This is a genomic window from Burkholderia pseudomultivorans (assembly GCF_001718415.1).
GTDB lineage: Bacteria > Pseudomonadota > Gammaproteobacteria > Burkholderiales > Burkholderiaceae > Burkholderia > Burkholderia pseudomultivorans_A.
On sequence record NZ_CP013377.1, the window covers coordinates 1,342,868 to 1,367,079 of the forward strand.

A 24,212-nucleotide genomic window follows, 5' to 3' on the forward strand; every position below is an offset into this window, starting at 1 on the left:
AACCTCATCTTCAAGGAGAGCATCATGAACGATCGTCTTCCGCTGTCGTGGACCCGCGTGTGCGCCCTCGACGATATCGTGCCGAACACCGGCGTGTGCGCGCTCGTCAACGGCGAGCAGGTCGCGGTGTTCCATGTCACGCATGCCGAAGCCGGCGGCGTGTTCGCGATCGACAACGTCGATCCGGTGTCGCGCGCGGCCGTGATGTCGCGCGGGCTGATCGGCAGCCTCGGCGAACGGGTGGTCGTCGCGTCGCCGCTCTACAAGCAGCACTTCGACCTGCGCACCGGCGAATGCGTCGAGGCGCCGGAGCAGTCGGTGAACGCGTATCCGTCGCGGGTCGAGGACGGCTTCGTGTGGATCGCGGCCTGACGGCACCGGAGCGCGCATGACCGCCACCCCCGTCAAGAGCGTATGCCCGTACTGCGGCGTCGGCTGCGGGATGGTGCTGCACGTCGAGGACGGCGAGGTCGTCAAGGTGTCCGGCGACCCCGACCATCCGGCCAACTTCGGGCGGCTGTGCACGAAGGGTTCGTCGGCGCACGTCGCGCTGCGCCGCTCCGGGCGGCTCGATCGCGCGTTCGTGCGCCGCGCGCGCGAGGACGACCTCGTGCCGCTGCCCGCCCGCGATGCGATCGCCGAGACCGCGCGCCGGCTGCGTGCGGTGCTCGACGCGCATGGCCCCGACGCGCTGTCGTTCTACGTCTCCGGGCAGATGTCGATCGAGGCGCAGTATCTGGTCAACAAGCTCGCGAAGGGCTTCGTCGGCACCTGTAACATCGAGTCGAACTCGCGCCTCTGCATGGCGAGCGCGAGCACCGGCTACAAGCAGTCGCTCGGCGCGGACGGCCCGCCCGGCTCGTACCAGGACTTCGATCGCGCGAACCTGTTCTTCGTGATCGGCGCGAACATGGCCGACTGCCATCCGATCCTGTTCCTGCGCATGATGGATCGCGTGAAGGCCGGCGCGAAGCTGATCGTCGTCGATCCGCGCCGCACCGGCACCGCCGACAAGGCCGACCTGTTCCTGCAGATCCGTCCCGGCACCGACCTCGCGCTGATGAACGGGCTGCTGCACCTGCTGCATGCGAACGGCCGCACCGATGCCGCCTTCATCGCCGAATTCACCGAAGGCTGGGACGCGATGCCCGCGTTCCTCGCCGACTACACGCCCGAGCGCGTCGCGGCGATCACGGGGCTGGCCGAGGCCGACATCCGCACCGCCGCGCAATGGATCGGCGACGCGCCCGAATGGACGAGCTGCTGGACGATGGGGCTCAACCAGAGCACGCACGGCGTGTGGAACACCAATGCGATCTGCAACCTGCATCTCGCGACGGGCCGCATCTGCCGCCCGGGCAGCGGACCGTTCTCGCTGACCGGCCAGCCCAACGCGATGGGCGGGCGCGAGATGGGCTACATGGGGCCGGGGCTGCCGGGGCAGCGCTCGACGCTGTCGGACGACGACCGCCGCTTCGTCGAGAACCTGTGGCGCGTCCCGCCCGGCACGCTGCGCGCGGAGGCCGGCGGCGGCACCGTCGACCTGTTCGCGCGGATGCAGGCCGGCGACGTGAAGGCGTGCTGGATCATCTGCACGAACCCGGTGGCGACCGTGCCGAACCGGCAGAACGTGATCGCCGGGCTGCAGGCCGCGGAACTCGTGATCGCGCAGGACGCGTTCCTCGACACCGAGACCAACCGCTACGCGGACATCCTGCTGCCGGGCGCGCTGTGGGCCGAAGGCGACGGCGTGATGGTGAATTCCGAACGCAACATGACGCTGATGCGGCCCGCGATCGCGCCGCCCGGCGATGCGCTGCCCGACTGGCGCATCGTCGCGGAGGTCGCGCGCGCGATGGGGTTCGCCGACGCGTTCGACTATGCGTCGGCGGCCGACGTGTTCGACGAGATCGTGCGCTTCTCGAATCCGGCGACCGGCTACGACCTGCGCGGCGCGAGCCACGCGGCGCTGCGCGACGGACCCGTGCAGTGGCCGGTCGCGCCCGGCACGGCGCGCGACCGGCATCCGGTGCGTTATCTGAACGACGGCGCGAGCCAGACGCTGCGCACCGCGCCCGACGGCGATGCGGCGCGCCCGCCGCGCATCGCGTTTCCGACGCCGTCGGGCAAGGCGCGCTTTTATGCGCGCCCGCACGTCGCGCCGGCCGAGCTGCCGGACGACACGTTCCCGATCGTGCTGAACACCGGCCGGCTGCAGCACCAGTGGCACACGATGACGAAGACGGGCAAGGTCGCGATGCTGAACAAGCTCAATCCGCGCCCGTTCGTCGAACTGCATCCGGACGATGCGCATACGCTCGGCATCGCGGCCCGGGACAGCGTCGAGATTCGCTCGGCGCGCGGCCGCGCGGTGCTGCCGGCCGTCGTGAGCGACCGCGTGCAGCGCGGCAACTGCTTCGCGCCGATGCACTGGAACGACGTGTACGGCGACGACCTGTGCGTCAACGCCGTCACGAACGACGCGATCGATGCCGAGTCGCAGCAGCCCGAACTGAAATACTGCGCGGTCGCGCTGACGCGCGTCGAAACGGACGCGTTCGCGTCCGCCGACGACGACACGGCGCAGCCCGACGTGTCCGCCGACGCCGCGCGTCCCGCGCCGGCCGTCACCTCACAGGAACCCGACATGGCAGACATCGATGCATTCGCGGTCGCGCTCGGCGTGGCCGATTTTGCGCCGCCGCCGCTGACCGATACGGAGCGGCTGTACGTGGCCGGCCTCGTCGGCGGCCTGAAGGCGAGCGCCGGACGGCGCGACGGCGGCGTGCCGGTGCTGCCCGCGCTCGCGCCGCTGACGCCGCCGGTGCGGCTCTGGCTCGACGGGATGCTGGCGGGGCTGTTCAGCCGTTCGACGCCTGCGCGCGTGACCGACGCCGCGTCGCCCGCATTGCCGGCCGATGCGTCGGCGGCGGCCGCGCCGGGCGGCGTGCGGATCGTGCGGACGCGCCCGAAGGTCGTGCTGCTGTGGGCGTCGCAGACGGGCAACATCGAATCGCTGACCGAGGATTACGCGACGCAGCTGATGAACGCCGGTTTCGAGATCCGCACCGCGTGCATGTCCGACTATCCGGTCGCGTCGCTTGCAGGCGCCCAGTACGTGCTGTTGATGACGAGCACGTTCGGCGACGGCGATCCGCCCGACAACGGCCGCGAATTTTCGGATGCGCTGCACGATGCATCGGCCGCGCGTCTCGACGGCGCACGGTTCGCGGTGCTCGCATTCGGCGATCGCAACTACGACCAGTTCTGCGGGCACGGCCGCCGGCTCGACGCGCGGCTCGCCGAACTCGGTGCGACGCGCCTGTGTGCGCGCGTCGATTGCGACGTCGAGTTCCAGCGCGACGCCGACCAGTGGCTCGAGCGCGTGATCGCACGGATCAAGGAAGCGGATGCCGCGCTGCACGCGGTGCCGAGCGGTGCGCCGGGCGCGACGGGGCTGCTGCCGACCAAGGCGCATCCCGCACCGTCGAGGCTCGTCGCGAACCTGCGGCTGAACCGCCCGGGCGCGGCGAAGGATACGCGCTACGTGTCGCTGTCGACCGAAGGCGCGAACCTCGAATACGAAACCGGCGACGCGCTCGGCGTGTGGCCGACCAATTGCCCGGAACTGGTCGACGAACTGCTCGCCGTCACCGCGCTGAAGGCCGATACGCCCGTGTCGCTGCCGGGCATCGGCGAGCTGCGCCTCGGCGACGCGCTCGCGCGTCACTGCGACATCACGCGCCCGCATCCCGACACGCTCGCGTTCATCGCATCGCGCAGCGCGAACGGCGCACTGAAGGCGCTGCTCGGCGAGGACCGCAAGGCCGACCTGAAGCAGTGGCTGTGGGGCCAGCAGCTTGCGGACGTGCTGCACGAGTTCCCGGTCGAGCTGTCCGGCGGCGAACTGGTCGGCATGCTCAAGCGCCTGCAGCCGCGTCTCTATTCGATCGCGTCGAGCCCGAGCGCACATCGCGGCGAGATTCACCTGACCGTGTCGGCAGTGCGCTATCACAACGGCCGGCGCGCGCGCAAAGGCGTCGCGTCGACCTTCCTCGCCGATCGCGCGGAAGACGGCCGCGTACCGGTGTTCGTGCAGAAGTCCGCGCATTTCCGTCCGCCCGTGAGCGGCGACGTGCCGATCGTGATGGTCGGTCCCGGCACCGGCGTCGCGCCGTTTCGCGGCTTCCTGCACGAGCGGCAGGCGAGTGGCGCGCGCGGCCGCAACTGGCTGTTCTTCGGCGAGCAGCATGCGCAGACCGACTTCTACTACGGCGACGAGTTGACCGCGATGCGCGACAGCGGCTTCCTGACGCGGCTCGACCTCGCGTTCTCGCGCGACCAGGCCGACAAGATCTACGTGCAGGACCGGATGCGCGAGCACGGCGCCGAGCTGTTCGCGTGGCTGGAGGAGGGCGCGCACGTCTACGTGTGCGGCGACGCCGCGCGCATGGCGAAGGACGTCGACGCGGCGCTGAAGTCGGTGGTTGCCGAGCACGGCGGGATGTCCGCGGACGGCGCGAACGAGTATGTCGCGCGGCTCGCGAAGGCGCGGCGCTATGTGCGCGATGTGTACTGAGCTTTGACCGGCTGCGGGCGGGATTCGCGGCGAGGCGGCTGCCTGCCGCGACACGCCATGTGCATCGCGGCGCGGTCCTGCGCCGCGATGCCGGCCGTCACTGCCGGCGATCCCACGCATGCGCCTGTTCCGCGCGGACGAACGCTTCGGCCGACTTCGGCAGCAGGTTGCGGAATGCGCCGTCGTCGCTTTCGATCACGTCGACCATCTTCGCGATCATTTCTTCGGGATCGTGCTGTTCGAGCGGGAATGTCAGCCGCTCGGGCGTCACGTGATGGACGGCCGGATCGCGCCAGCGACTCGGCGTGTCCATCATCCGGTCGTTGAAGCCGGTGCTGTACGGGCCGGGATTCACGACCGCGACCTTGATGCCGTGCGGCGCCAGTTCCGCATGCATCGCCTCGGCAACCGATTCGACCGCGTGCTTCGACGCGCAGTAGGCGCCGGTGAAGGCCCCGGTGATCAGGCCTGCAATCGACGACACGAACACGATCTTGCCGCGCTTGCGCGCGAGCATCCCGCGCGCGACCTGCTGCGTGAGTTCGAGCGGGCCGAACACGTTCACGTCGAACAGTTCGCGCACGATCTCGACGGGCAGGTCGACGAGCGCGCCGGCTTCGCCGGTGCCTGCGTTGTTGACGAGCACGTCGAAGTCCTGGTCCGCCGCGCGGGCGCGGTCGTACGCCGACGTGACGTCGAGCTTGACGACCTGCAGCGCCGCGTCGCGCTGCGCGGCTTCGTCCGCGAGCCCTTCGATATCGGCGACGGCGCGCACGCCTGCCGTCACGTGATGCCCGCGCTCGGCGAGCCGCAATGCGACTTCGCGGCCGAAGCCCGACGTCGCGCCGGTGATGAGGATGTGTTTCCGGGTCATGTATTTACCTTTCGTGATGGAGAGTGGCCAGGAAGCGGACGCGGCAGTGTTCCGCGATCGCGCGGTCTTCGTCGACGCTGCCGCCCGATATGCCGACGGCGCCGACACAGCGCCCGTCGCGATCGAACAGCGGTTCGCCGCCGTCGAACGTGACGAGTCCGCCGTGGCTGTGCTCGATGCCGCGCAGCGGGCCGCCGTCGCCCGACAGCGCGCCGAGCGACGCGGTCGAGGCGCGGAAGCGGACCGCCGTCAGCGCCTTGCGCTGCGCGAGATCGATCGCGCCGAGAAAGCAGTCGTCGCTGCGCGCGAACGCGAGCAGGTTCGCGCCGGCATCGACGATCGCGACGGCGATGCCGGCGACCTGCAGCGACGCGGCGTGCGCGAGTCCGGTTTCGATCGTGCGCCGGGCAGTGGCGAGCGACAGTGCGGTGCTGGACAGGGCGTTCATTCGAGGCTCCGGTGGGGACGGCATGGCCAGTGTAGGCAGTCCGGGTATATGCGAGAATCGGCATTCCGCTCGAATGAGTTTCAAGTTTTTTTAATGATGAGCCGACGCGATCCGATGACGGGGCTGCACGTGTTCATGAGCGTCGCGACCTCCGGCAACTTCACGCGGGCCGCCGCCGCGCTGGGACTGACGCCTGCCGCCGTCAGCCTCGCGATCGGGCAGCTCGAGAGCGAGCTGAACGTGAAACTGTTCAACCGCAGCACGCGCGGCGTGAGCCTGACGGAAGCGGGGCAGCGCTATCTGCGGCAGACGGAAGCCGCATACCGGCAGATCGTCCAGGCGCGCGACGAGCTGAAGGACGTGCGCGGCGAGCCCGGCGGGCTGCTGCGCGTGACCGCGCTGCCGCTTGCGCGCACGCTCGTGATCGCGCCGATTCTGGCGAGCTTTCATCAGCGCTACCCGAAAGTCCGGCTCGAGATTCGCTACGAGAACGAGCTGGTCGATATCGCGAAGGACGGCTTCGACGCGGGGATCCGGCTTGCCGACCGGCTCCAGCCCGGCATGATCGGCGTGCGGATCGCGCCCGAGCTGACGTGTGCGCTGGTTGCTTCGCCGGATTATGTGGCGCGACACGGGGCGCCGACGTCGATCGCCGAGCTGGAGCGGCACGCGTGCGTCCGTTTCCGGTTCTCGGAGAGCGGGCGTCTGCATAAATGGCTGCTGCGCGACGGGCGACGCGAGATCGATCTCGATCCGGAGGGCGTCTTCGTGACGAACGACGCCGATGCGGTGGTCGATGCCGCGCGCGCGGGCGTCGGCATTGCATTTGCGTTCATGCGGGAACGCATCGAGCGCGATCTGCGCGACGGGACGCTGGTGGAGGTGCTGCCCGGTGCGTGCCGCGCGCTGCCGCCGATGTGGCTGTACTACGTGAACCGCAAGCACGTGCCGGCCAAGTTGCGGGCGTTTATCGAGGTGTTGCGGGAGCGGGCCGGTTCGACATAGCGCGGCTGCGGGCAGCGATGCGCGGGACGGCGCATGATGGCGGCTCCATCCCTGTGTCGACGGAGTCATGTCATGCCGATTCTTCCGCTGTCGTTACGAACGCTGGGTATCGCCGTCTCGCTTGCCGCCGCCGCTGCGCTCGGCAGCGTACCGGCCGTCGCCCAGACCTCGACCGTGCCGGCCCGCACGGACGCGGCCACACCCGACAATGCGGTGCTGCTCACGGTGTTCCTGAAACACGATCAGTCGCGTCCGCTTGCCGAGCTGAACGCGCAGCTTGCGAAGCAGGGCTTCTACAAGGCGTTTCCGCCGCCGGGCGTCGAAGTGGTGAGCTGGACCGTCGCCATGGGGATCGGGCAGATCGTCGTGCTGCGGCTGCCGGCGTCGCGGCTGCGCGAGGTGAATCGCGTGCTCGAGGATACGGCGTGGGGCGCCTACCGGACGGAGTTCTATCCGACTTACGACTACAAGGCGATCGGGTTGGCGGCGCACGAGCGCGGGAAGTGAGTTTGCGCGTGTGCTGTGTCATCCCCGCGAGGATGGAGGCCGAGGCGCGAATCGCCTGATGCGACGAATCGTCGGCAATGCATTTCGATTGTTTCGCCGATTATCGCGGTGCGATGCGATATCGGACGGATTCTTCGAGAAATGCAATGCCTTGCAGCTTTACAACGTTTGGCAATAGTTGACAATCGTCCTATGGCCTGCTGACGATTGCTTTGCTAACGTTCATCGATCTGAAAGAAATCCAATAAAGAACGATGAGCAAGCAGACCTGCCGTCTGGTGTATTCGCGATTTCGGGGGAACGGGCGCTTGAATTTCGGGCCTGGTGGATCCGCGCGGATCATCGTCAACCGGCCGGTCATGGCCGATGGCGGGCCTTCATTACGCATTGTCCTGCCGGACAGGCTTCGCTCGGCGGTTGAAGCAATCGGCCCGGGCGAGATTGCGAAATTCAAGTTTCACCGAAATGAAATGGCCATGACTGCATTTCCGGTCGGTGGAGGACCGGGCTTTGTTTTTAACGTCGGAATTCGAAATTATCGAGGTTGGGTGACTTCTCGTTAATAACGGCTCCGGCGGCAATTTATGTAAAGAAAAGGGGGCGGGGTGAAGATAACGTTCAAGGAGAATAAATTGAAAATGAACCGACTGTACCTGGCAGCCGCAATCGGCGCGGCGGTACTGCTGGCCGGATGCGGCGGCGGCGATGGCGACGGCAGCGTCGCCGCCGCGACCGGCAACAGCGGCAACAACAACGGCTCGGCCGGCGCGACGACGGATACCGCGTCGACCGATCAAACCGTCGCATTCAAGTGTCCGAGCGGCTACAAGTCGATACAGCTGACGAAGAGCACGATCCCGAATGCAACCATGACGCTCGTGACCGACGACGGTGTGGCGACGTATACATTCAAGACGCCGCAGGACGGCGTGGTCCGCGACGGGACGGTGTGTCTCGGCAAGCCCGATCCGGTTCCGGCCGGCGTACAGGCCGATGTGGTCTACGAGATCAAGACGTATGGCGGTTTCTACGAAATGCCGGAGCGGAAACTGACGCTGAACTTCACGTCGAACGTCATCCCCGATCCATCTCCGCCGGTTATCGAACTGGCAGACGTATCGAGTGGAACGGTCACGTACAAGCCGGCGGTCCAGGGGAGTCTCATTTCGACGCCGCCGAATTTCAGCCTGACCGCCTATCCGAACGCGCCCGGCTTGTACGTGGTGCGTCTGAAACGGTAAGCGCGGCGCCGGCCGCAGCGGGCGTCCCGCTTCGTCAGCCAGACGAAGTGGTGCGTCGAGCCGCGGCCGGCATCACGTACGCGGCGGGGCGCCGTCAGACGATCGAACGCCGGATCGAGGGCATCCGGCCCCGTTTGGAGAACCCGCCCGGCCCGGCGGACTCCTGCTCGTCGCAGCGCGCGGTACGGGCAAATTTCTCCCAAATCCATCACAAGTCATTCATCTGATGAAAAATCCGCGCCGGTTCCCGGTATGATGCGCACCTCGCGCGCGATTGTGCCGCCGAAACCGATACGACGTTTATGCACGCGGCACCACAAATGCGCACAAAGCGAGACCGAAAGATTTTGTAATATTAGTTCCGTATACTCGTAAGTTCTGATCCAGGCGCTGCTGCCTCCTTTCTTCGGCTGACCGCCCACGCAGAACAACCAGATTCGTCGCCGCCTGGCCCCCCGCGCCGCGACATGCTATGCACCACCACGAATAACCTATGTCTTCCCGCCACCCTGGTCCGCCCGGCCGTGCCGCGGCGGCGATCGCCCGTATCCCGGCGCTGATCCGCAACGAGCGCGTGCTGTCGCCGCTGCTCGCGCTCGGCATCGGCCTGCTGCTGATCGTGGTCTTCCAGCACCTGTCGCAATCCGTCGACTATCGGTCGGTGATCCGCGAGCTGCGCCACATGTCCGTCGGCGAGTGGGGCGCGTCGCTTGCCGCGACGGCCATCAGCTATCTCGCGCTGGTCGCCCGCGACGCGGTCGGCCTGCGCTATGTCGCGGCCAGGGTGCCGCGCGCCGCGCTGTGGATCGGCGCTATCGCGGGCTCCGCGCTCGGCAATGCGACCGGCTTCGGCGCGCTGACGGGCGGCGCGGTGCGCGCGCGCGTCTACGGCGTGTCGGGCGTGACGCCCGCGCAGATCGGCCGCATGACGGTATTTACCAGCGTCACGCTCGCACTCGCGCTGGTGCTGATGACCGCGATCGGGATGGTCTGCGTGCCGCAGACGCTCGCCGCGATGCTGCACGTCGCGCCCGGCGTGCTGACGTGGAGCGGCGCCGCGCTGCTGGCGGCGCTGGCCGCGATGGCCGCGATGTGCGGCAAGGCCGCGCGTCCGGTCGTCACGCGCTTCAAGTGGCTCGCGTTCGACGTGCCGGCCCGGCGCGACTTCGTTGCGCAAATCGTGTCGGCGGTGTTCGACGTCGTCGCGGCCGGCCTCACGCTCTGGGTGCTGCTGCCGAGCACGCCGGTCGGTTTCCCGACCTTCATCACAGTCTATGCGGCCGCGCTGTTGCTCGGCATGATCGGCCATACGCCGGGCGGGATCGGCGTGTTCGAGGCCGCGATGGTGTTCACGCTCGGCCGCGCGGTGCCCGCGCATGAAATGGTCGCCGCGCTGATCGCATATCGCGCGATCTACTTCGGCGTGCCGCTCGTGCTGTCGGCCGGCCTGCTCGCTGCATTCGAGGGCCGCGCGCTGCGCCGCCGGCTCGTGTCGCGGCAGGCTGCGCGCGTGTCGCAGCTCGCGCCGCTGTTCCTGAGCCTCGTCACGTTCGCGGTCGGCGGAATGCTGGTGATCTCGAGCGCGACGCCCGCGTTCTGGCATCGGATCGCGATCCTGCGCAACGTCGTGCCGCTGTGGGTGCTCGAAGGCTCGCAGGTGATCTGCAGCGTGCTCGGCGTCGCGCTGCTGTTCGTCGCGCGCGGCCTGCTGCGCCGTCTCGACGGCGCGTGGTGGATGACCTTCGCGCTGACGATCGCAAGCCTCGCGCTGTCGCTGGCGAAGGGTCTCGCGTTCGTCGAGGCCGGCGTGCTCGGCACGCTGCTGGTGCTGCTGCTCGTCAGCCGTCGCCGCTTCAACCGTCATTCGTCGCTGTTCGCGGAGCGCTTCACGATCAGCTGGTTCGTGTCGGTGACGATGGTGCTGATCCTCGCGGTGTGGGTGCTGTGCTTCGCGTTCCGCGACGTGCCGTACACGCGCGATCTGTGGTCGCACTTCTCGTTCGACGCTCGCGCGCCGCGCGCGCTGCGCGCGACGCTCGCGGCCGGCGTGTTCGTCGCGATGTTCGCGTTGTGGCAACTGCTGCGTCCGGCGCCGGGCCGCTTCATGAAGCCGGCGCCGCAGGACCTGCTCGACGCCGAGCAGATCATTCGCGCGCAGGAATGCAGCGACGCGGGCCTCGCGCTGATGGGCGACAAGACCTTCCTGTTTTCCGAATCGCGCCAGGCGTTCCTGATGTATGCGAAGTACGGCCGCACCTGGGCCGCGCTGTACGATCCGGTCGGTCCGCGCGAGGAATGGCCGGCGCTGATCGCGAAGTTCATCGCGCTGGCGCACAAGCACGGCGGACGCGCGGCGTTCTACCAGGTGCGCGCGAACGCGCTGCCGCTGTATCTCGACGCAGGTCTCACGCTGATGAAGCTCGGCGAGGAGGCCCATATCGCGCTCGACGAGTTCGACCTGAAGGGCTCGCATCGCTCGCACCTGCGCTATGCGCTGCGCCGCGGCGACAAGGATGCGCTGACGGTCGAGGTGATCGCGCCGAGCGAGGTGCCGGCGGCGCTGCCCGCGCTGCGCGACATCTCCGACGGCTGGCTCGACAGCCGCGACGCGCGCGAGAAGAGCTTCTCGGTCGCCGCGTTCCACGACGGCTATCTGGCGACGCAGTCGGTGATGCTGGTGCGGCAGGCCGACAAGCCGATCGCCTTCGTCACGTTCATGACGACCGACCTCAATACCGAGGCGACGGTCGGCGTGATGCGTCATCTGCCGGAAGCGTCGTCGTACGCGATGGAGTATCTGTTTACGCAGCTCGCGCTGCATCTGAAGGAAGCGGGTTTCCGCAAGCTGAGCCTCGGCATCGCGCCGTTCTCGGGCATGGGGGCGGCGAAGATGCCGTCGCCGTGGCACCGGTTCGGGCTGATGGTCTGGCGCTTCGGCGGACGCTTCTACAACTTCCGCGGCTTGCGTGCATTCAAGAGCAAGTTCGAGCCGCACTGGGAGCCGCGCTATCTCGCGGCCTCGGGCTCGGTCGGCGTGTTCGTCACGCTCGCGGATCTGTCCCTGCTGGCTGGAGGTCGGCGTTCATGATGTCAAGGAAGGGAATCGCGCGGGCGGCAGCCGCCTGCGCGGGATTGATGCTGGCCGGCGCCGCGCATGCGGCGCAGCCGGCGGCGGTCAAGGCGGAAACGGTGTCGGGCGGCCGCTACGGGCCGGTCACGGTGACGAAGCCGAGCGGCCCGCTGCGCGGCTTCGTCGTGCTGTTCTCGCGCGAGGCCGGCTGGAGCGCGGCCGACCAGCAGGCAGCCGATGCGCTCGCGAAAGCGGGCGCGATGACGGTCGGCGTGGATTCCGAACGCTACGCGCGCAATCTCGCCGCGAAGCAGGAAACCTGTCACCACCTCGACGGCGATGCCGAAGCGGTCAGCCATCAACTGGAACGACTCGCACAGTCGTCGCACTATTACACGCCGATCGTCGCGGGCGTGGGCCAGGGCGGCGCGATCGCGAAGCAGATCCTCGCGATGGCGCCGGAGAACACGATCGCCGGCGTGGTGTCGGTCGATCCGGCGCCGAAGCTCGATCCGCGCTTCAGGCCGTGCCCGCCCGATCCGACGATCGTGCGCCGCGCGATGCCGGGCTTCGTCGATACGGCCGCCGCGGGCGATAGCGCGAAGCTCGTGTCGCTGGTCACCGCGCACCTGCACGATGTCGGCAGCAGCGACGAGCTCGACGTGTCGGACCTGCCGCTGGTCGAACTGCCGGCCAAGGGCGGCAGCGACCGGCTCGCGATCGTGATCTCGGGCGACGGCGGCTGGCGCGATCTCGACAAGACGATCGGCGAAGCGCTGCAGCGCGACGGCGTGTCGGTGGTCGGGATCGACAGCCTGCGCTACTTCTGGAGCGAGAAACCGCCGGCACAGGTGAGCCGCGATCTCGCGCGCGTGATGCGCACGTACATGGCGCGCTGGCACGCGAATCGCGTGGCGCTGGTCGGCTATTCGTTCGGCGCGGACGTGATGCCGTTCGCGTACAACCGGCTGCCGGCCGACCTGCGCGACAGGGTCTCGGTGATGTCGCTGCTCGGTTTCGCACCGGCGGCCGATTTCCAGATCCGCGTGACGGGCTGGCTCGGGATGCCGGCGAGCGACAAGGCGCTGAAGGTCGCGCCCGAGCTTGCGAAGGTGCCGCCGGGCATCGTGCAGTGCTTCTACGGCGCGGAGGAAAAGGACACGATGTGTCCGGCGCTCGCGAACAGCGGCATCGACGTGATCAGGACGGAGGGCGATCACCACTTCGGCCACGACTACATCGCGCTCGAGAAGAAGATTCTCGGTGCATTCGGCAAGCCGGTCGCGGCGCGCTGAACGCGCAGGCCGGCGGCCGCTTCGCGGCGACGCCGGCCGTCTGTTTCCGGCGCATCGTTCGGGCGGCCATCGTGCCGCCCGTTTTCATTGCGGCGCGCGGGGCGTTCGGTCGGTCTGGTCCGCATTCGACGTTGCGTCCTGCTGCGGCCTCTCCGTTCTCGCGTCGCGCTGATAGAAGCCCGGAAAACGATCGAGCTGCCGGCGCGCATCCTCGATATCGGTGCCGTCGCCGAGCACCGCGCTCGAAAACCCGGTGCGCTCCATCAGCAGCAACTGGTCGACCCGCACGTCGCCGGTGGCGCGCAGGTCGCCGGCGAAGCCGAAGCGCTTGCGCAGCAGATAAGCCTGACTGTACGCGCGCCCGTCGGTGAACGACGGAAACTGCAGGTCGATGCGCGATGCCTGCGCGATTCGCGCGGCGAGCGGCGGCAGTTCGTCGTCGTTGGCGATCGTCAGCGTCGCGGCGTCGGGCTGCCGCGTTTGGTCGGCATGCTGGGCCGGCGTCAGCAGCCGGATCCGGTCGTGCGGTGCTTCGGTGTTCCGGGTCATGCGTGCTCCGCCTGATGACGTGCGCCGTTCGCGGCGGCCTTGAAGGGTTCCGCGCCGATGCGGCGCACCGTGTCGATGAAGGGTTCGCGGCGGCCGTTCGCGTCGATCCGCGCGTCGAGGTACGTGTTCACGAGCGCATCGACGACGTCGACGATCTCGTCGGCCGAGAACGACGGGCCGATTACCTTGCCCGGCCGGGCGGGGCCGCTCGCGGCCGAGCCGTCCGACCCGCCGAGCGTCACCTGGTACCACTCGGCGCCGTCCTTGTCGACGCCGAGGATCCCGATGTGGCCGCTGTGATGATGGCCGCACGAGTTGATGCAGCCGCTGATGTGCAGGTCGATGTCGCCGACGTCGTGCAGCATGTCGAGATCCTGGAAGCGCTCGGCGATCGCATCGGTGATCGGGATCGAGCGCGCATTCGCGAGCGCGCAGAAGTCGCCGCCCGGGCACGCGATCATGTCGGTCAGCAGCCCGACGTTGGCGCTCGCCAGGCCGCTCGCGCGCACCTGTTCCCACAGCGGGAACAGGTCGTCGACGTGCACCCACGGCAGCACGACGTTCTGCGTATGCGTGACGCGCGCCTCGCCGGCCGAGAAGCGATCGGCGAGATCGGCGAGCGCGTCGAGCTGGTCCGGCGACGCATCGCCGGGCGCCTGCAGACGGCGCTTGAACGACAGCGTGACGATGCGCAGCGCCGGGTCGCGATGCGCGGCGACGTTGCGCGCGAGCCAGCGCGCGTACGCGGGATCGCGGCTCGCGTGCGCGTCGGCCGGGGCGAGCGCGCGCGGCGCGAGCGCCGGCGGCACGAACGAGGCCGCGATGCGGTCGAACTCGGCTTGCGGGATCGTGTGCGGGCCGCCGTCGAGTTCGACGATCTGCCGGAATTCCTCTTCCACCTCGTCGATGTAGCGCTGCCCCTCGGTCTTCACGAGGATCTTGATGCGGGCCTTGTACTTGTTGTCGCGACGGCCGTAGCGGTTGTACACGCGCACGATCGCCTCGATGTAGTTCATCACGTGCTGCCACGGCAGGAACGCGCGCAGCAGCGTCGCGATCGTCGGCGTGCGGCCCATCCCGCCGCCGACGCTCACGCGAAAGCCGAGCGCGCCCGCGTCGTCGCGCACCAGCCTGAGCCCGACGTCGTGCCAGTCGGTCGCCGCGCGGTCCTCGGCGGCGCCCGTGATCGCGATCTTGAACTTGCGCGGCAGGAACGCGAATTCGGGGTGCAGCGTGGTCCACTGGCGCATCACTTCGGCGAACGGGCGTGGATCGGCGATCTCGTCGGGCGCGACGCCCGCGCGTTCGTCGCACGAGATGTTGCGGATGCAGTTGCCGCTCGTCTGGATCCCGTGCATGTCGACGGTTGCGAGCAGGTCCATCACGTCGGCCGCCTTCGCGAGCGGTATCCAGTTGAACTGCACGTTGGTGCGCGTCGTGAAGTGCGCGTTGCGAGTCGGCAGGCGCAGCGTGCCGAGCCGCGCCTGCGCATCGCAGGCGGTGCGATAGGTGGCGTCGTCGGGCACGTCGTAGTCGCGCGCGATGCGGGCCAGCACGCGCAGCTGCGCGCTCGACAGCGCGCCATACGGCACGGCGACGCGCAGCATCGGCGCGTGGCGCTGCACGTACCAGCCGTTCTGCAGGCGCAGCGGCCGGAACGCGTCTTCACTGAGGGCGCCGCGCTGCCAGCGTTCGAGCTGGTCGCGAAACTGGGCGGCGCGGCTATGGACGAGCGCCCGGTCGAAATCGGTATATCGATACATGACGTGATACGCGGGAAGCGCGGCGGCGCACGGGGCGCGCGCCACTCGGAACGGAGGGTGCGGCTGGCGTCAGGCAACGGGAGACAGCGTAGGGAACGCGGGGCGGCGGGACAAGCAGCAGATGGGTGCAAAAAGGGCGCAGCAGTTCGACACGTGTGCGGCGGCGAGCATGCATCTGTGCATGCCCGCCGCCCGATCACGCCTGCACGTCGACGATCAGCGACGGATCGAGCGCGCGGATGCGCTGGTCGACGAAGTAGCCGCCGCCTTCCTGATAACGCAGGAACAGTCGGCCGCATTCGCTGCAGCGGTTGACGGTGCAGCGGTTGTACGGGAAGTGGCGCAGTGCGATCGGCGCATCGTCCGACGCGTAGCGCGTGCCGGCCGGGTGATGCTCGGCGTAGGTCGGTTCCGCGTCGCCGGGCGGCGCGAGCGTGCCCACTTCGACCAGTTGCGTAGCGGGCAGCGACAGCGGCAGCGTCGTCCATCCGGCAAGCGGCGTCTTCGTGCACGTGCACGGTTGCGTGACGTGCGCCGCTGCGGAGGCCAGTTGCAGCAGCGCGTCGTGATCGAGATAGGGCAGTGGGCTCATGAGGCGGGGATAGAGTGACGAGACCCGCAATGTACCGCGCGCCACGATTGCCTGCATCGCTCCAGCACCGGCGCGGCCCTGCCGACGTCTATGCGGACTTGCGCACGCCCGGCTCCGCCACCAGTTCGCCGAGCACGCGGATCGCGCGTTCGATCTCGGCGCTCCACGGATGGCCGAAGTTCACGCGCACGCAGCGCTCGAAATCGTGCGTGGCGGAGAACAGCGGCCCGGGCGCGAAGCTGATGCCGCGCGCGATGGCCCGCCGGTGCAGTTCCATTGCATCGATGGCGTCCGGGAAGGTCAGCCACAGAAAGTAGCCGCCTTCCGGCTGCGCCCAGTCGACGCCGGCCGGCAGCCACCGCCGCAGCGCGTCGTCCATCCGCTCGCGCTGCGCGTGCAGCGCGCCGCGCAGCTTGCGCAGATGGCGGTCGTAGCCGCCGTGCTCCAGGTAGTTCGCGATGCCGGCCTGGGCGGGGATGCTGGCCGACAGCGTCGTCATCAGCTTGAGCCGCTGCACCTTCTCCGCGAAACGGCCGGCGGCGGCCCAGCCGATCCGGTAGCCGGGCGCGAGCGTCTTCGAGAACGAACTGCAGTGCATCACGAGGCCATGCCGGTCGTACGCGCGCGCGGGCAGCGGATAGTCGGGACCGAAATGCAGTTCGCCGTACACGTCGTCCTCGATCAGCGGTACGTCGCGCGCCGCGAGCAGTTCGACCAGCGCGCGCTTTTTGTCGGCGGACAGCGTGACGCCGGTCGGATTCTGGAAATTGGTCATGAACCAGCACGCGCGGATGTCGTGCTGTTCGAGCGCGTTCGCGAGCGCATCGAGATCGAGGCCCTTGCGCGGATCGACGGGAATCTCGACCGCGCGCAGATCGAGCCGCTCGATCGCCTGCAACGCCGCGTAGAAGCCGGGCGCTTCGACGGCCACGACATCGCCGGGCCGCGTGACGGCCATCAGGCACAGGTTCAGCGCTTCGAGCGCGCCGTTCGTGACGACGATCTCGTCGACCGGCTGCGACACGCCGGTCGCGAGATAGCGCCGCGCGATCTGCTGGCGCAGCGCTTCGTTGCCGGGCGGCAGGTCGACGACCGTGCTCCACGGGCTGACCTGCCGCGTCGCCTGGGCGAGCGACTTCGCGACACGTTGCAGCGGAAACAGCTGCGGTGACGGGAATGCGGAGCCGAGCGGAACGATGCCCGGCTGCGTCGCGGCGTCGAGCACCGAGAACACGAGATCGCTGATGTCGACCTTGCGCGTCGCGGCGGCGCGGTCCGCACGCTGCGCCGCGGGCGGTTGGGCGCCCGGCGCGACGTAATAGCCCGAACGCTCGCGCGCGCGGATCAGCCCCCACTGTTCGAGCAGGTAGTACGCGCGGAACACGGTGGACTGGCTGACGCCGTGCTGCGCGATGATCTGTCGCAGCGACGGCAGGCGCGTGCCGACCGCGAGGTTGCCGTGGCGGATCTCGTCGGCGATCGTGTGGGCGAGGGTTTCGTAGCGTTTCATCGGCATCGGCGGGCGCGCTGCGTCGTCGTGAGGCTTCAGCGGCCTTCGAACAGCGCGACGTTGGCGTCGTACGCGCGCTGCTGCCGCGCATACGCATCGTCGAGGTGCTCGTGCAGCGCGCGTTCGGCCGCATCGGCATCGTGCCGTTCGAGCGCTTCGAGCAGCTTCTGGTGCTGCGCGAGCGTGACTTCGCCGACGACCGGATCGCGCACGGTCACGTGCCGTACCCGATCGATCGGCGCGCGCACGAGTTCGACGAGCTGCTGCACGCGCGGCAGTCGCGCGGCCGCGCTGACGGTCGCATGAAACGCGTTGTCGCAGGCGATCGCGGCGACCGCGTTGTCGCGCGCGATCGCGCGCCGGTGCGCTTCCTGGATGTCGTGCAGCTGTTCGAGTTCGCGCGTGCTGACGATTTCGGCGGCGCGGCGGATCGCGGCCGTTTCGAGCACCTTGCGGATCAGCGCGCTTTCGACGAACTGCTCGCGCCGCACCGGCGCGACGAAGGTGCCCGACTGCGCGGCGATCAGCACGAGTTCCTCGCGCGCGAGCTGCAGCAGCGCCTCGCGCACCGGCGTGCGCGACACGCCGAGCGCTTCGGCGATCGCGCGTTCGTAGATCACGTCGTTCGGATGCAGCGTCATCGTCACGATCGCGTCGCGCAGCAGCGCGTGAATCTGCACGGACAGCGGCTGCGAGCGCTCCAGCGCATAGCCGGCAGGGATGAGGCGGGCGATGAACGCGTCCTGGACGGTGGTTTCTGACTTCATAAATCGGCAAAAGAAGGACAGGCAGCCGGCTTCCGCCGGCGCCGCGTCCGGCGCGTCCGGGCGGACGCGGGTCGATAAGTATATTAGTGTGCGGACCACTTCCGGCACGGGGCACCTCAATTCGGCGGCCCCGACGGACCGGTCAGCGGGTTTACCCGGGTGACGGCGACGCGGCACATCTCTATAATCGCCAACTAATATATTAGTTGGCCAACGCGTCGAAGAACGCGCGGCCGGCGACCACCCCAGGAGACATGCATGCATCTCGAAGACTCAGCCGGACCCCGCCAGACGGCCCATGCCACGACCGCCGCGCCGACCGCCGTGCGCTGGCGGATTTTCTGGCTGCTGCTGTTGCTGTCGTCGATCAACTACATCGACCGGGCGTCGCTGTCGGTCGCGCTGCCGATCATCTCGACCGAATTCAGCCTGTCGCCGGCGATGGAAGGCGTGCTGCTCAGCGCGTTCTTCTGGACCTATGCGCTGATGCAGATCCCGAGCGGGCTGCTGGTCGACCGTTTCAAGGCGCGCACGATCGTCGGCCTCGCGACGATCGGCTGGGGCGCCTGCCAGGCCGTCGCGGCGGCCTGCTTCAGCTGGGTGCCGCTGCTGCTGACGCGGCTCGGGCTCGGCATCGCGGAGTCGCCGATCATGCCGGCGGGCGCGAAGCTCGCGGGCGCCTGGCTCACGCCGTCCGAGCGCGGCCGCGGCGCGGCGCTGCTCGACGGCGGCGCGCCGCTCGGCTCGGCGTGCGGCGCGATCATCATCACCGCGCTGATCGCGGGCCTCGGCTCGTGGCGGCTCGCGTTCGTCGTCGCGGGCGTCGGCACGATCGTGGTCGGCATCGCGGCGTGGTGGTACATCCGCAATCATCCGTCCGAGCATGCGGGCGTGAACGCCGCCGAACTCGAACACGTGACCGCGCATGCGGCGGCGGCCCGCACCGGCGAGCCGAAGGCGAGCGTGCCGTTCCGCGAGCTGCTGCGCGACCGCTCGGTGCTGTGCATGTTCGCGAGCTGGGCCTGCTACAACAGCGTGTTCTACGGGCTGATGACGTGGATGCCGAGCTACCTGCACAAGGCGCACGGCTTCGACCTGAAGCAGATGGGCGGCGCGACCTTCATCATCTTCATGTGCGGCTTCGTCGGCGAGCTGTTCGGCGGCTGGGTCGCCGACAAGTGGCGCGCGGCGGGCGGCGCGCCGAACCGCGTGATGCGTTCGATGTTCTCGGTCGCGGGCTTCGTGGCGGCCGCGGCGATCCTGTCGGTGAGCTTCGCGAAGGGGCTCGTCAGCGTCGTCGTGCTGCTGTCGATCGCGCTGTTCTTCATCCGCTGGTGCGGGATGTTCTGGGGCGTGCCGGCCACGCTCGGCGGCCAGTCCCGCGCCGGCCTGCTGGCGGGCGCGATGAACTTCAGCGGCAACATCGTCGGCGTGATCGTGCCGATCCTGATCGGCCTCATCGTGCAGTTCACCGGCACCTATTTCCTCGCGCTGATGTTCTTCGTCGTCGCCGCGTTCGGCCTGGCCGTCTGCGCGAGCCTCATCGACTATCGCGACCGCGGCCTCGACTGAGCGCGCGTCGCACGAATCAACCAGGAACCACCATGTCGTCCCTTTCCATCGAAACGCCCGCGGCGCCGGCCGTGCCGCGGGCGCGCACGATCCGGCTCAATCCTGCTGACGACGTCGTCGTCGCCGTCGAGCAGTTGGTTGGCGGCACGCGTCTCGACGACGAAGGCGTGACCGTCGCCGGGCTGATCCCGGCCGGCCACAAGGTCGCGACGCGTGCGATCGACGCCGGCGCGCCGGTGCGGCGCTACGGCCAGATCATCGGCTTCGCGAACCAGCCGATCCGGCCCGGCCAGCATGTTCATACGCACAACCTCGACATGGGCGAGTTCGCGCGCGACTACGCGTTCGGCGAGGGCACGCGCGAGACCGATTTCGTGCCGGACGCGCAGCGCGCGAGTTTCGACGGGATCGTGCGCGACGACGGCCGCGTCGCGACGCGCAACTATATCGGCATCCTGACGTCCGTGAACTGCTCGGCCACGGTGGCCCGTGCGATCGCCGATCATTTCCGTCGCGACATTCATCCCGACGCGCTCGCCGCGTTTCCGAACGTGGACGGCGTGGTCGCGCTGACGCACGGCGTCGGCTGCGCGGTCGATCCCGACGGCGAGGCGCTCGCGATCCTGCAGCGCACGCTCGGCGGCTATGCCTGCCATCCGAATTTCGCGGCGGTGCTGGTGATCGGGCTCGGCTGCGAGACCAACCAGATTCCGCGCCTGCTCGAAACGCAGGGGCTGACCGAGCATGCGCGGCTGCGCACGTTCACGATCCAGGACAGCGGCGGCACGCGCCAGACGATCGAAAAGGGCATCGCGATCGTCGAGTCGATGCTGGCCGCCGCGAACGACGTGCGGCGCGAGCCGGTCAGCGCGAGCCATCTGACGGTCGGCCTGCAGTGCGGCGGCTCCGACGGCTATTCGGGCATCACCGCGAATCCGGTGCTCGGGGCGGCGGTCGACCTGCTGGTGCGGCACGGCGGCACCGCGATCCTGTCGGAAACGCCGGAGATCTACGGCGCGGAGCACCTGCTGACGCGCCGCGCGGTGTCGCGCGACGTCGGCGAGAAGCTGGTCGCGCGGATTCGCTGGTGGGAGGACTATTGCGCGCGCCACCATGCCGCGATGAACAACAACCCGTCGGCGGGCAACAAGGCGGGCGGTCTCACGACCGTGCTGGAAAAGTCGCTCGGCGGCATCGCGAAGGCCGGCAGCACGAACCTCGTCGACGTCTACGAATACGCGATGCCGGTGCGCGCGAAAGGGCTCGTGTTCATGGACACGCCCGGCTACGACCCGATCTCCGCGACCGGGCAGGTCGCGGGCGGCGCCAACCTGATCTGCTTCACGACGGGCCGAGGGTCCGCGTACGGCTGCGCACCGACGCCGTCGCTGAAGCTCGCGACCAACAGCGCGCTGTGGCGCCGGCAGGCCGACGACATCGACCTGAACTGCGGCGACGTGCTCGACGGCGGCGCGCGCATCGACGCGCTCGGCGCGACGCTGTTCCGGATGATGCTCGACGCGGCGTCCGGTCGTGCGACGCGCAGCGAACTGCACGGCTACGGGCAGAACGAGTTCGTGCCCTGGCAGATCGGCGCGATCACCTGAATTCAAATTTCGACAAGGATTCCTTCCGATGCAAGCGAACGTTCCAAGCCCGCGCTACCGCGGCGTGTTCCCGGTCGTGCCGACGATCTTCACCGACGACGGCCGCGTCGATCTCGACGGGCAGCGCCGCTGCGTCGATTTCATGATCGATGCCGGCTCGAACGGCCTGTGCGTGCTCGCGAATTTCTCCGAGCAGTTTTCGCTGGCCGACGACGAGCGCGACGCGGTCATGCACTGCGTGCTCGAACACGTGGCCGGCCGCGTGCCGGTGATCGTCACGACGTCGCATTTCGGCACGGCGGTCTGCGCGCAGCGCAGCCGCCGCGCGCAGGATGCGGGCGCCGCGATGGTGATGGTGATGCCGCCGTATCACGGCGCGACGTTTCGCGCGAGCGAGACGGCGATCGTCGAATTCTTCCGCACCGTATCGGACGCAATCGACATCCCGATCATGATCCAGGATGCGCCGGCGAGCGGCACGCATCTGTCGGCCGGGCTGCTCGCGCGGATGGCGATCGAGATTCCGAACGTGTCGTACTTCAAGATCGAGGTGCCGCAGGCGGCCGCGAAGCTGCGCGAGCTGATCGCGCTCGGCGGCGACGCGATCGTCGGGCCGTGGGACGGCGAGGAGGCGATCACGCTGATGGCCGACCTGGAGGCGGGCGCAACCGGCGCGATGACGGGCGGCGCGTATCCGGACGGCATCCGCACGATCGTCGATGCGTGGGCGGCCGGCGATGCGGCCGAGGCGGAGCGCCAGTACCAGCGCTGGCTGCCGCTGATCAACCACGAGAACCGGCAGGGCGGCATCGCGACCGCGAAGGCGCTGATGAAGGCCGGCGGCGTGATCGCGTCGGATGCGGTGCGCCATCCGCTGCCGCCGATGCATCCGGCCACGCGCGAGAGCCTGCTGCGCATCGCACGGCCGCTCGACCCGCTCGTGCTGCGCTGGGGCCGCTGAGCGGCGTGCCCGATGCGGCGTCTCGACGCTGCGATGCTTCAACCAACGACGCCACGATTCCACAAGGACGATTCATGCAGATTTCCGGTGCTTCCCTGATCGGCCAGCGCAATGTTGCCGGCGCCGAAGGGTTCCGTGCGATCGACCCGGCGACCGGCGCGACGCTCGAACCCGTGTTCGGCCGTGCGTCGCCGCAGGATGTCGACGACGCGTGCAGGCTCGCCGCACACGCATTCGATGCGTACCGCAACCGGCCGCTCGATGCGCGCGCCAGCTTCCTCGACACGATCGCCGAGCAGCTGCTGACGCTCGGCGATGCACTGATCGAGCGTTGCGTCGCGGAAAGCGGCCTGCCGCGCGCGCGCATCGAAGGCGAGCGCGACCGCACGGTCGCGCAGTTGCGGATGTTTGCGCAGGTCGTGCGGGACGGCGCGTTTCTCGGCGTGCGCGTCGATCCCGCGCAACCGGCGCGCCAGCCGCTGCCGCGTGCGGACCTGCGGCTGCAGCATGTCGCGCTCGGGCCTGTCGCGGTGTTCGGCGCGAGCAACTTCCCGCTGGCGTTCTCGGTCGCGGGCGGCGACACCGCGGCGGCGCTCGCTGCCGGCTGTCCGGTGGTCGTGAAGGCGCATCCCGCGCATCCGGGCACGTCGGCGCTCGTCGGGCAGGCGATCCGGCAGGCGGTGCACGCGTGCGGGATGCCGGACGGCACGTTCTCGCTGCTGTTCGACGACGGCCATCAGGTCGGCGCGGCGCTGGTCGGCCATCCGCAGATCCAGGCGGTCGGCTTCACCGGCTCGCGCACGGGCGGTGTCGCGCTGATGGCGCTCGCGGCCGCGCGCCGGCAGCCGATTCCGGTCTATGCGGAGATGAGCAGCGTGAATCCCGTGCTGCTGTTCCCGCATGCGCTCGAGGCGCGCGCGGAAGCGATCGGCCGCGCGTTCGCCGCATCGCTGACGCTCGGCACGGGCCAGTTCTGCACGAACCCGGGGCTGATCGTCGGCATCGACGGCCCCGCGCTGCGTCGCTTCGAGGCCGCGGCAGCCGCAGCGTTGGCCGACACGCCGGCCACCGCGATGCTGACGCCCGGCATACAGCGCGCCTACGATGCGGCGGTCGAGCGGCTTGCCGCGCATCGCGGCGTGGAGCGGCTCGCGCAGGGCGCGACGGGCGGCGCGGTGTGCCATGCGGGCCGCGCGGCGCTGTTCGCGACGAAGGCGGACGCGTTCGCGCGCGACGCCGGTCTGCACGACGAAGTCTTCGGTCCCGCATCGCTCGTCGTGCGCTGTCCGGACCTCGACGCGATGCATGCGCTCGTCGACCGGCTCGACGGGCAGCTCACGGTGGCGCTGCATCTCGACGAAGCCGACCGGGCCGACGCCCGCTTGTTCATGCCGCTGCTCGAGCGGCGCGCGGGGCGCATCCTCGTGAACGGTTTCGGGACGGGCGTCGAGGTCGCGCATGCGATGGTGCATGGCGGCCCGTATCCGGCGACCTCGGACGGCCGCTCGACGTCGGTCGGCAGTCTCGCGATCGCGCGTTTCCTGCGCCCGGTCTGCTATCAGGACGTGCCGGACGCACTGCTGCCCGACGCGCTGCGCGATGCGAACCCGCTGAACGTGCCGCGCAGCGTTGACGGTCGTGGCGCAGCGCGCGGATAGCGCGACGGCGACCCGACCGATCCGGGCCGCGAAGCGATGCGATGCGATGCGCGCCATGGGCGTCGCGTTGCGTTGCCCGTGTGGGCGACCGTGCACAGACGAATGCGGCGCGGCTGCGACGACGCCCGTTGAATGAGCGACCGATGACCGGTCGATCACGCGCTTTCGCCTGACCATTGACGTGCGCCAGACGACCGCCGAAACGGGCGCGCCG

The 24,212-nt window shown here is 69.1% G+C and carries 19 protein-coding genes; 12 read left to right on the forward strand and 7 right to left on the reverse strand.

Annotation, left to right across the window (positions count from 1 at the left end):
* The first annotated feature begins 24 nt into the window (after window positions 1–24).
* Together nirD and WS57_RS05690 are read left to right on the forward strand one after the other, a co-directional pair.
* The gene (gene nirD, locus WS57_RS05685; protein ID WP_060296293.1) at window positions 25–372 is read left to right on the forward strand and encodes a nitrite reductase small subunit NirD; all 348 of its coding nucleotides are present in this window, start codon (window positions 25–27) and stop codon (window positions 370–372) included.
* Window positions 373–388: 16 nt separating this feature from the next.
* Entirely contained in the window at window positions 389–4,579 is a 4,191-nt protein-coding gene (locus WS57_RS05690) for a bifunctional nitrate reductase/sulfite reductase flavoprotein subunit alpha (RefSeq protein WP_069243859.1), read from the forward strand.
* A 97-nt stretch (window positions 4,580–4,676) separates the two neighbouring features.
* Here WS57_RS05690 and WS57_RS05695 read toward each other — a convergent pair whose 3' ends face one another.
* Both WS57_RS05695 and WS57_RS05700 read right to left on the reverse strand, forming a co-directional pair.
* Window positions 4,677–5,453 (reverse strand): SDR family oxidoreductase, encoded by a 777-nt coding sequence (locus WS57_RS05695; protein ID WP_009687067.1) that lies wholly within the window; start codon window positions 5,451–5,453, stop codon window positions 4,677–4,679.
* Between the two features lie 4 nt (window positions 5,454–5,457).
* Window positions 5,458–5,901 (reverse strand): GlcG/HbpS family heme-binding protein, encoded by a 444-nt coding sequence (locus WS57_RS05700; RefSeq protein WP_059517283.1) that lies wholly within the window; start codon window positions 5,899–5,901, stop codon window positions 5,458–5,460.
* A 96-nt stretch (window positions 5,902–5,997) separates the two neighbouring features.
* On the opposite strand from WS57_RS05700, the gene WS57_RS05705 reads away from it, so the two are divergent.
* From WS57_RS05705 to WS57_RS05725, 6 genes are all read left to right on the forward strand, one after another.
* Window positions 5,998–6,906: a LysR family transcriptional regulator gene (locus WS57_RS05705; RefSeq protein WP_236871911.1), complete on the forward strand. Its 909-nt coding sequence runs from the start codon at window positions 5,998–6,000 to the stop codon at window positions 6,904–6,906.
* 72 nt (window positions 6,907–6,978) lie between these two features.
* On the forward strand, window positions 6,979–7,413 hold the full coding sequence (locus WS57_RS05710; RefSeq protein WP_009687064.1) for a hypothetical protein: 435 nt from the start codon (window positions 6,979–6,981) through the stop codon (window positions 7,411–7,413).
* 254 nt (window positions 7,414–7,667) lie between these two features.
* Complete coding sequence (locus tag WS57_RS36890) at window positions 7,668–7,976, forward strand: hypothetical protein (protein WP_155774264.1); 309 nt, start codon at window positions 7,668–7,670, stop codon at window positions 7,974–7,976.
* Window positions 7,977–8,018: 42 nt separating this feature from the next.
* Window positions 8,019–8,654, forward strand: a complete 636-nt coding sequence (locus tag WS57_RS05715) for a hypothetical protein (RefSeq protein WP_236871906.1) — start codon at window positions 8,019–8,021, stop codon at window positions 8,652–8,654.
* Between the two features lie 493 nt (window positions 8,655–9,147).
* Window positions 9,148–11,742, forward strand: a complete 2,595-nt coding sequence (mprF, locus tag WS57_RS05720) for a bifunctional lysylphosphatidylglycerol flippase/synthetase MprF (RefSeq protein ID WP_069243861.1) — start codon at window positions 9,148–9,150, stop codon at window positions 11,740–11,742.
* A complete protein-coding gene (locus tag WS57_RS05725; protein ID WP_069243862.1) occupies window positions 11,739–13,019 on the forward strand; it encodes a virulence factor family protein in 1,281 nt (426 codons plus the stop codon). Before mprF ends, WS57_RS05725 begins: the two co-directional genes overlap by 4 nt.
* 84 nt (window positions 13,020–13,103) lie before the next feature.
* Here the strand turns inward: WS57_RS05725 and WS57_RS05730 are convergent, their stop codons facing one another.
* The 5 genes from WS57_RS05730 to WS57_RS05750 form a co-directional block, all read right to left on the reverse strand.
* Window positions 13,104–13,568 (reverse strand): DUF934 domain-containing protein, encoded by a 465-nt coding sequence (locus tag WS57_RS05730; protein ID WP_069243863.1) that lies wholly within the window; start codon window positions 13,566–13,568, stop codon window positions 13,104–13,106.
* A complete protein-coding gene (locus tag WS57_RS05735; RefSeq protein ID WP_069243864.1) occupies window positions 13,565–15,331 on the reverse strand; it encodes a nitrite/sulfite reductase in 1,767 nt (588 codons plus the stop codon). Before WS57_RS05735 ends, WS57_RS05730 begins: the two co-directional genes overlap by 4 nt.
* Window positions 15,332–15,527: 196 nt before the next feature.
* Window positions 15,528–15,923: a hypothetical protein gene (locus tag WS57_RS05740; protein WP_059517271.1), complete on the reverse strand. Its 396-nt coding sequence runs from the start codon at window positions 15,921–15,923 to the stop codon at window positions 15,528–15,530.
* A gap of 88 nt (window positions 15,924–16,011) precedes the next feature.
* Window positions 16,012–17,433, reverse strand: coding sequence for a PLP-dependent aminotransferase family protein (locus WS57_RS05745; protein ID WP_069244343.1), 1,422 nt, complete (start codon window positions 17,431–17,433; stop codon window positions 16,012–16,014).
* A gap of 35 nt (window positions 17,434–17,468) precedes the next feature.
* Entirely contained in the window at window positions 17,469–18,200 is a 732-nt protein-coding gene (locus WS57_RS05750; RefSeq protein ID WP_052102481.1) for a GntR family transcriptional regulator, read from the reverse strand.
* A gap of 258 nt (window positions 18,201–18,458) precedes the next feature.
* On the opposite strand from WS57_RS05750, the gene WS57_RS05755 reads away from it, so the two are divergent.
* From WS57_RS05755 to WS57_RS05770, 4 genes are all read left to right on the forward strand, one after another.
* Window positions 18,459–19,772, forward strand: coding sequence for an MFS transporter (locus WS57_RS05755; protein ID WP_059480232.1), 1,314 nt, complete (start codon window positions 18,459–18,461; stop codon window positions 19,770–19,772).
* 32 nt (window positions 19,773–19,804) lie between these two features.
* Complete coding sequence (locus WS57_RS05760) at window positions 19,805–21,379, forward strand: UxaA family hydrolase (protein ID WP_059517269.1); 1,575 nt, start codon at window positions 19,805–19,807, stop codon at window positions 21,377–21,379.
* Window positions 21,380–21,407: 28 nt separating this feature from the next.
* The gene (locus WS57_RS05765) at window positions 21,408–22,340 is read left to right on the forward strand and encodes a dihydrodipicolinate synthase family protein (protein ID WP_059517267.1); all 933 of its coding nucleotides are present in this window, start codon (window positions 21,408–21,410) and stop codon (window positions 22,338–22,340) included.
* A 74-nt stretch (window positions 22,341–22,414) separates the two neighbouring features.
* Complete coding sequence (locus WS57_RS05770) at window positions 22,415–23,998, forward strand: aldehyde dehydrogenase (NADP(+)) (RefSeq protein WP_069243865.1); 1,584 nt, start codon at window positions 22,415–22,417, stop codon at window positions 23,996–23,998.
* Window positions 23,999–24,212: the final 214 nt, after the last annotated feature.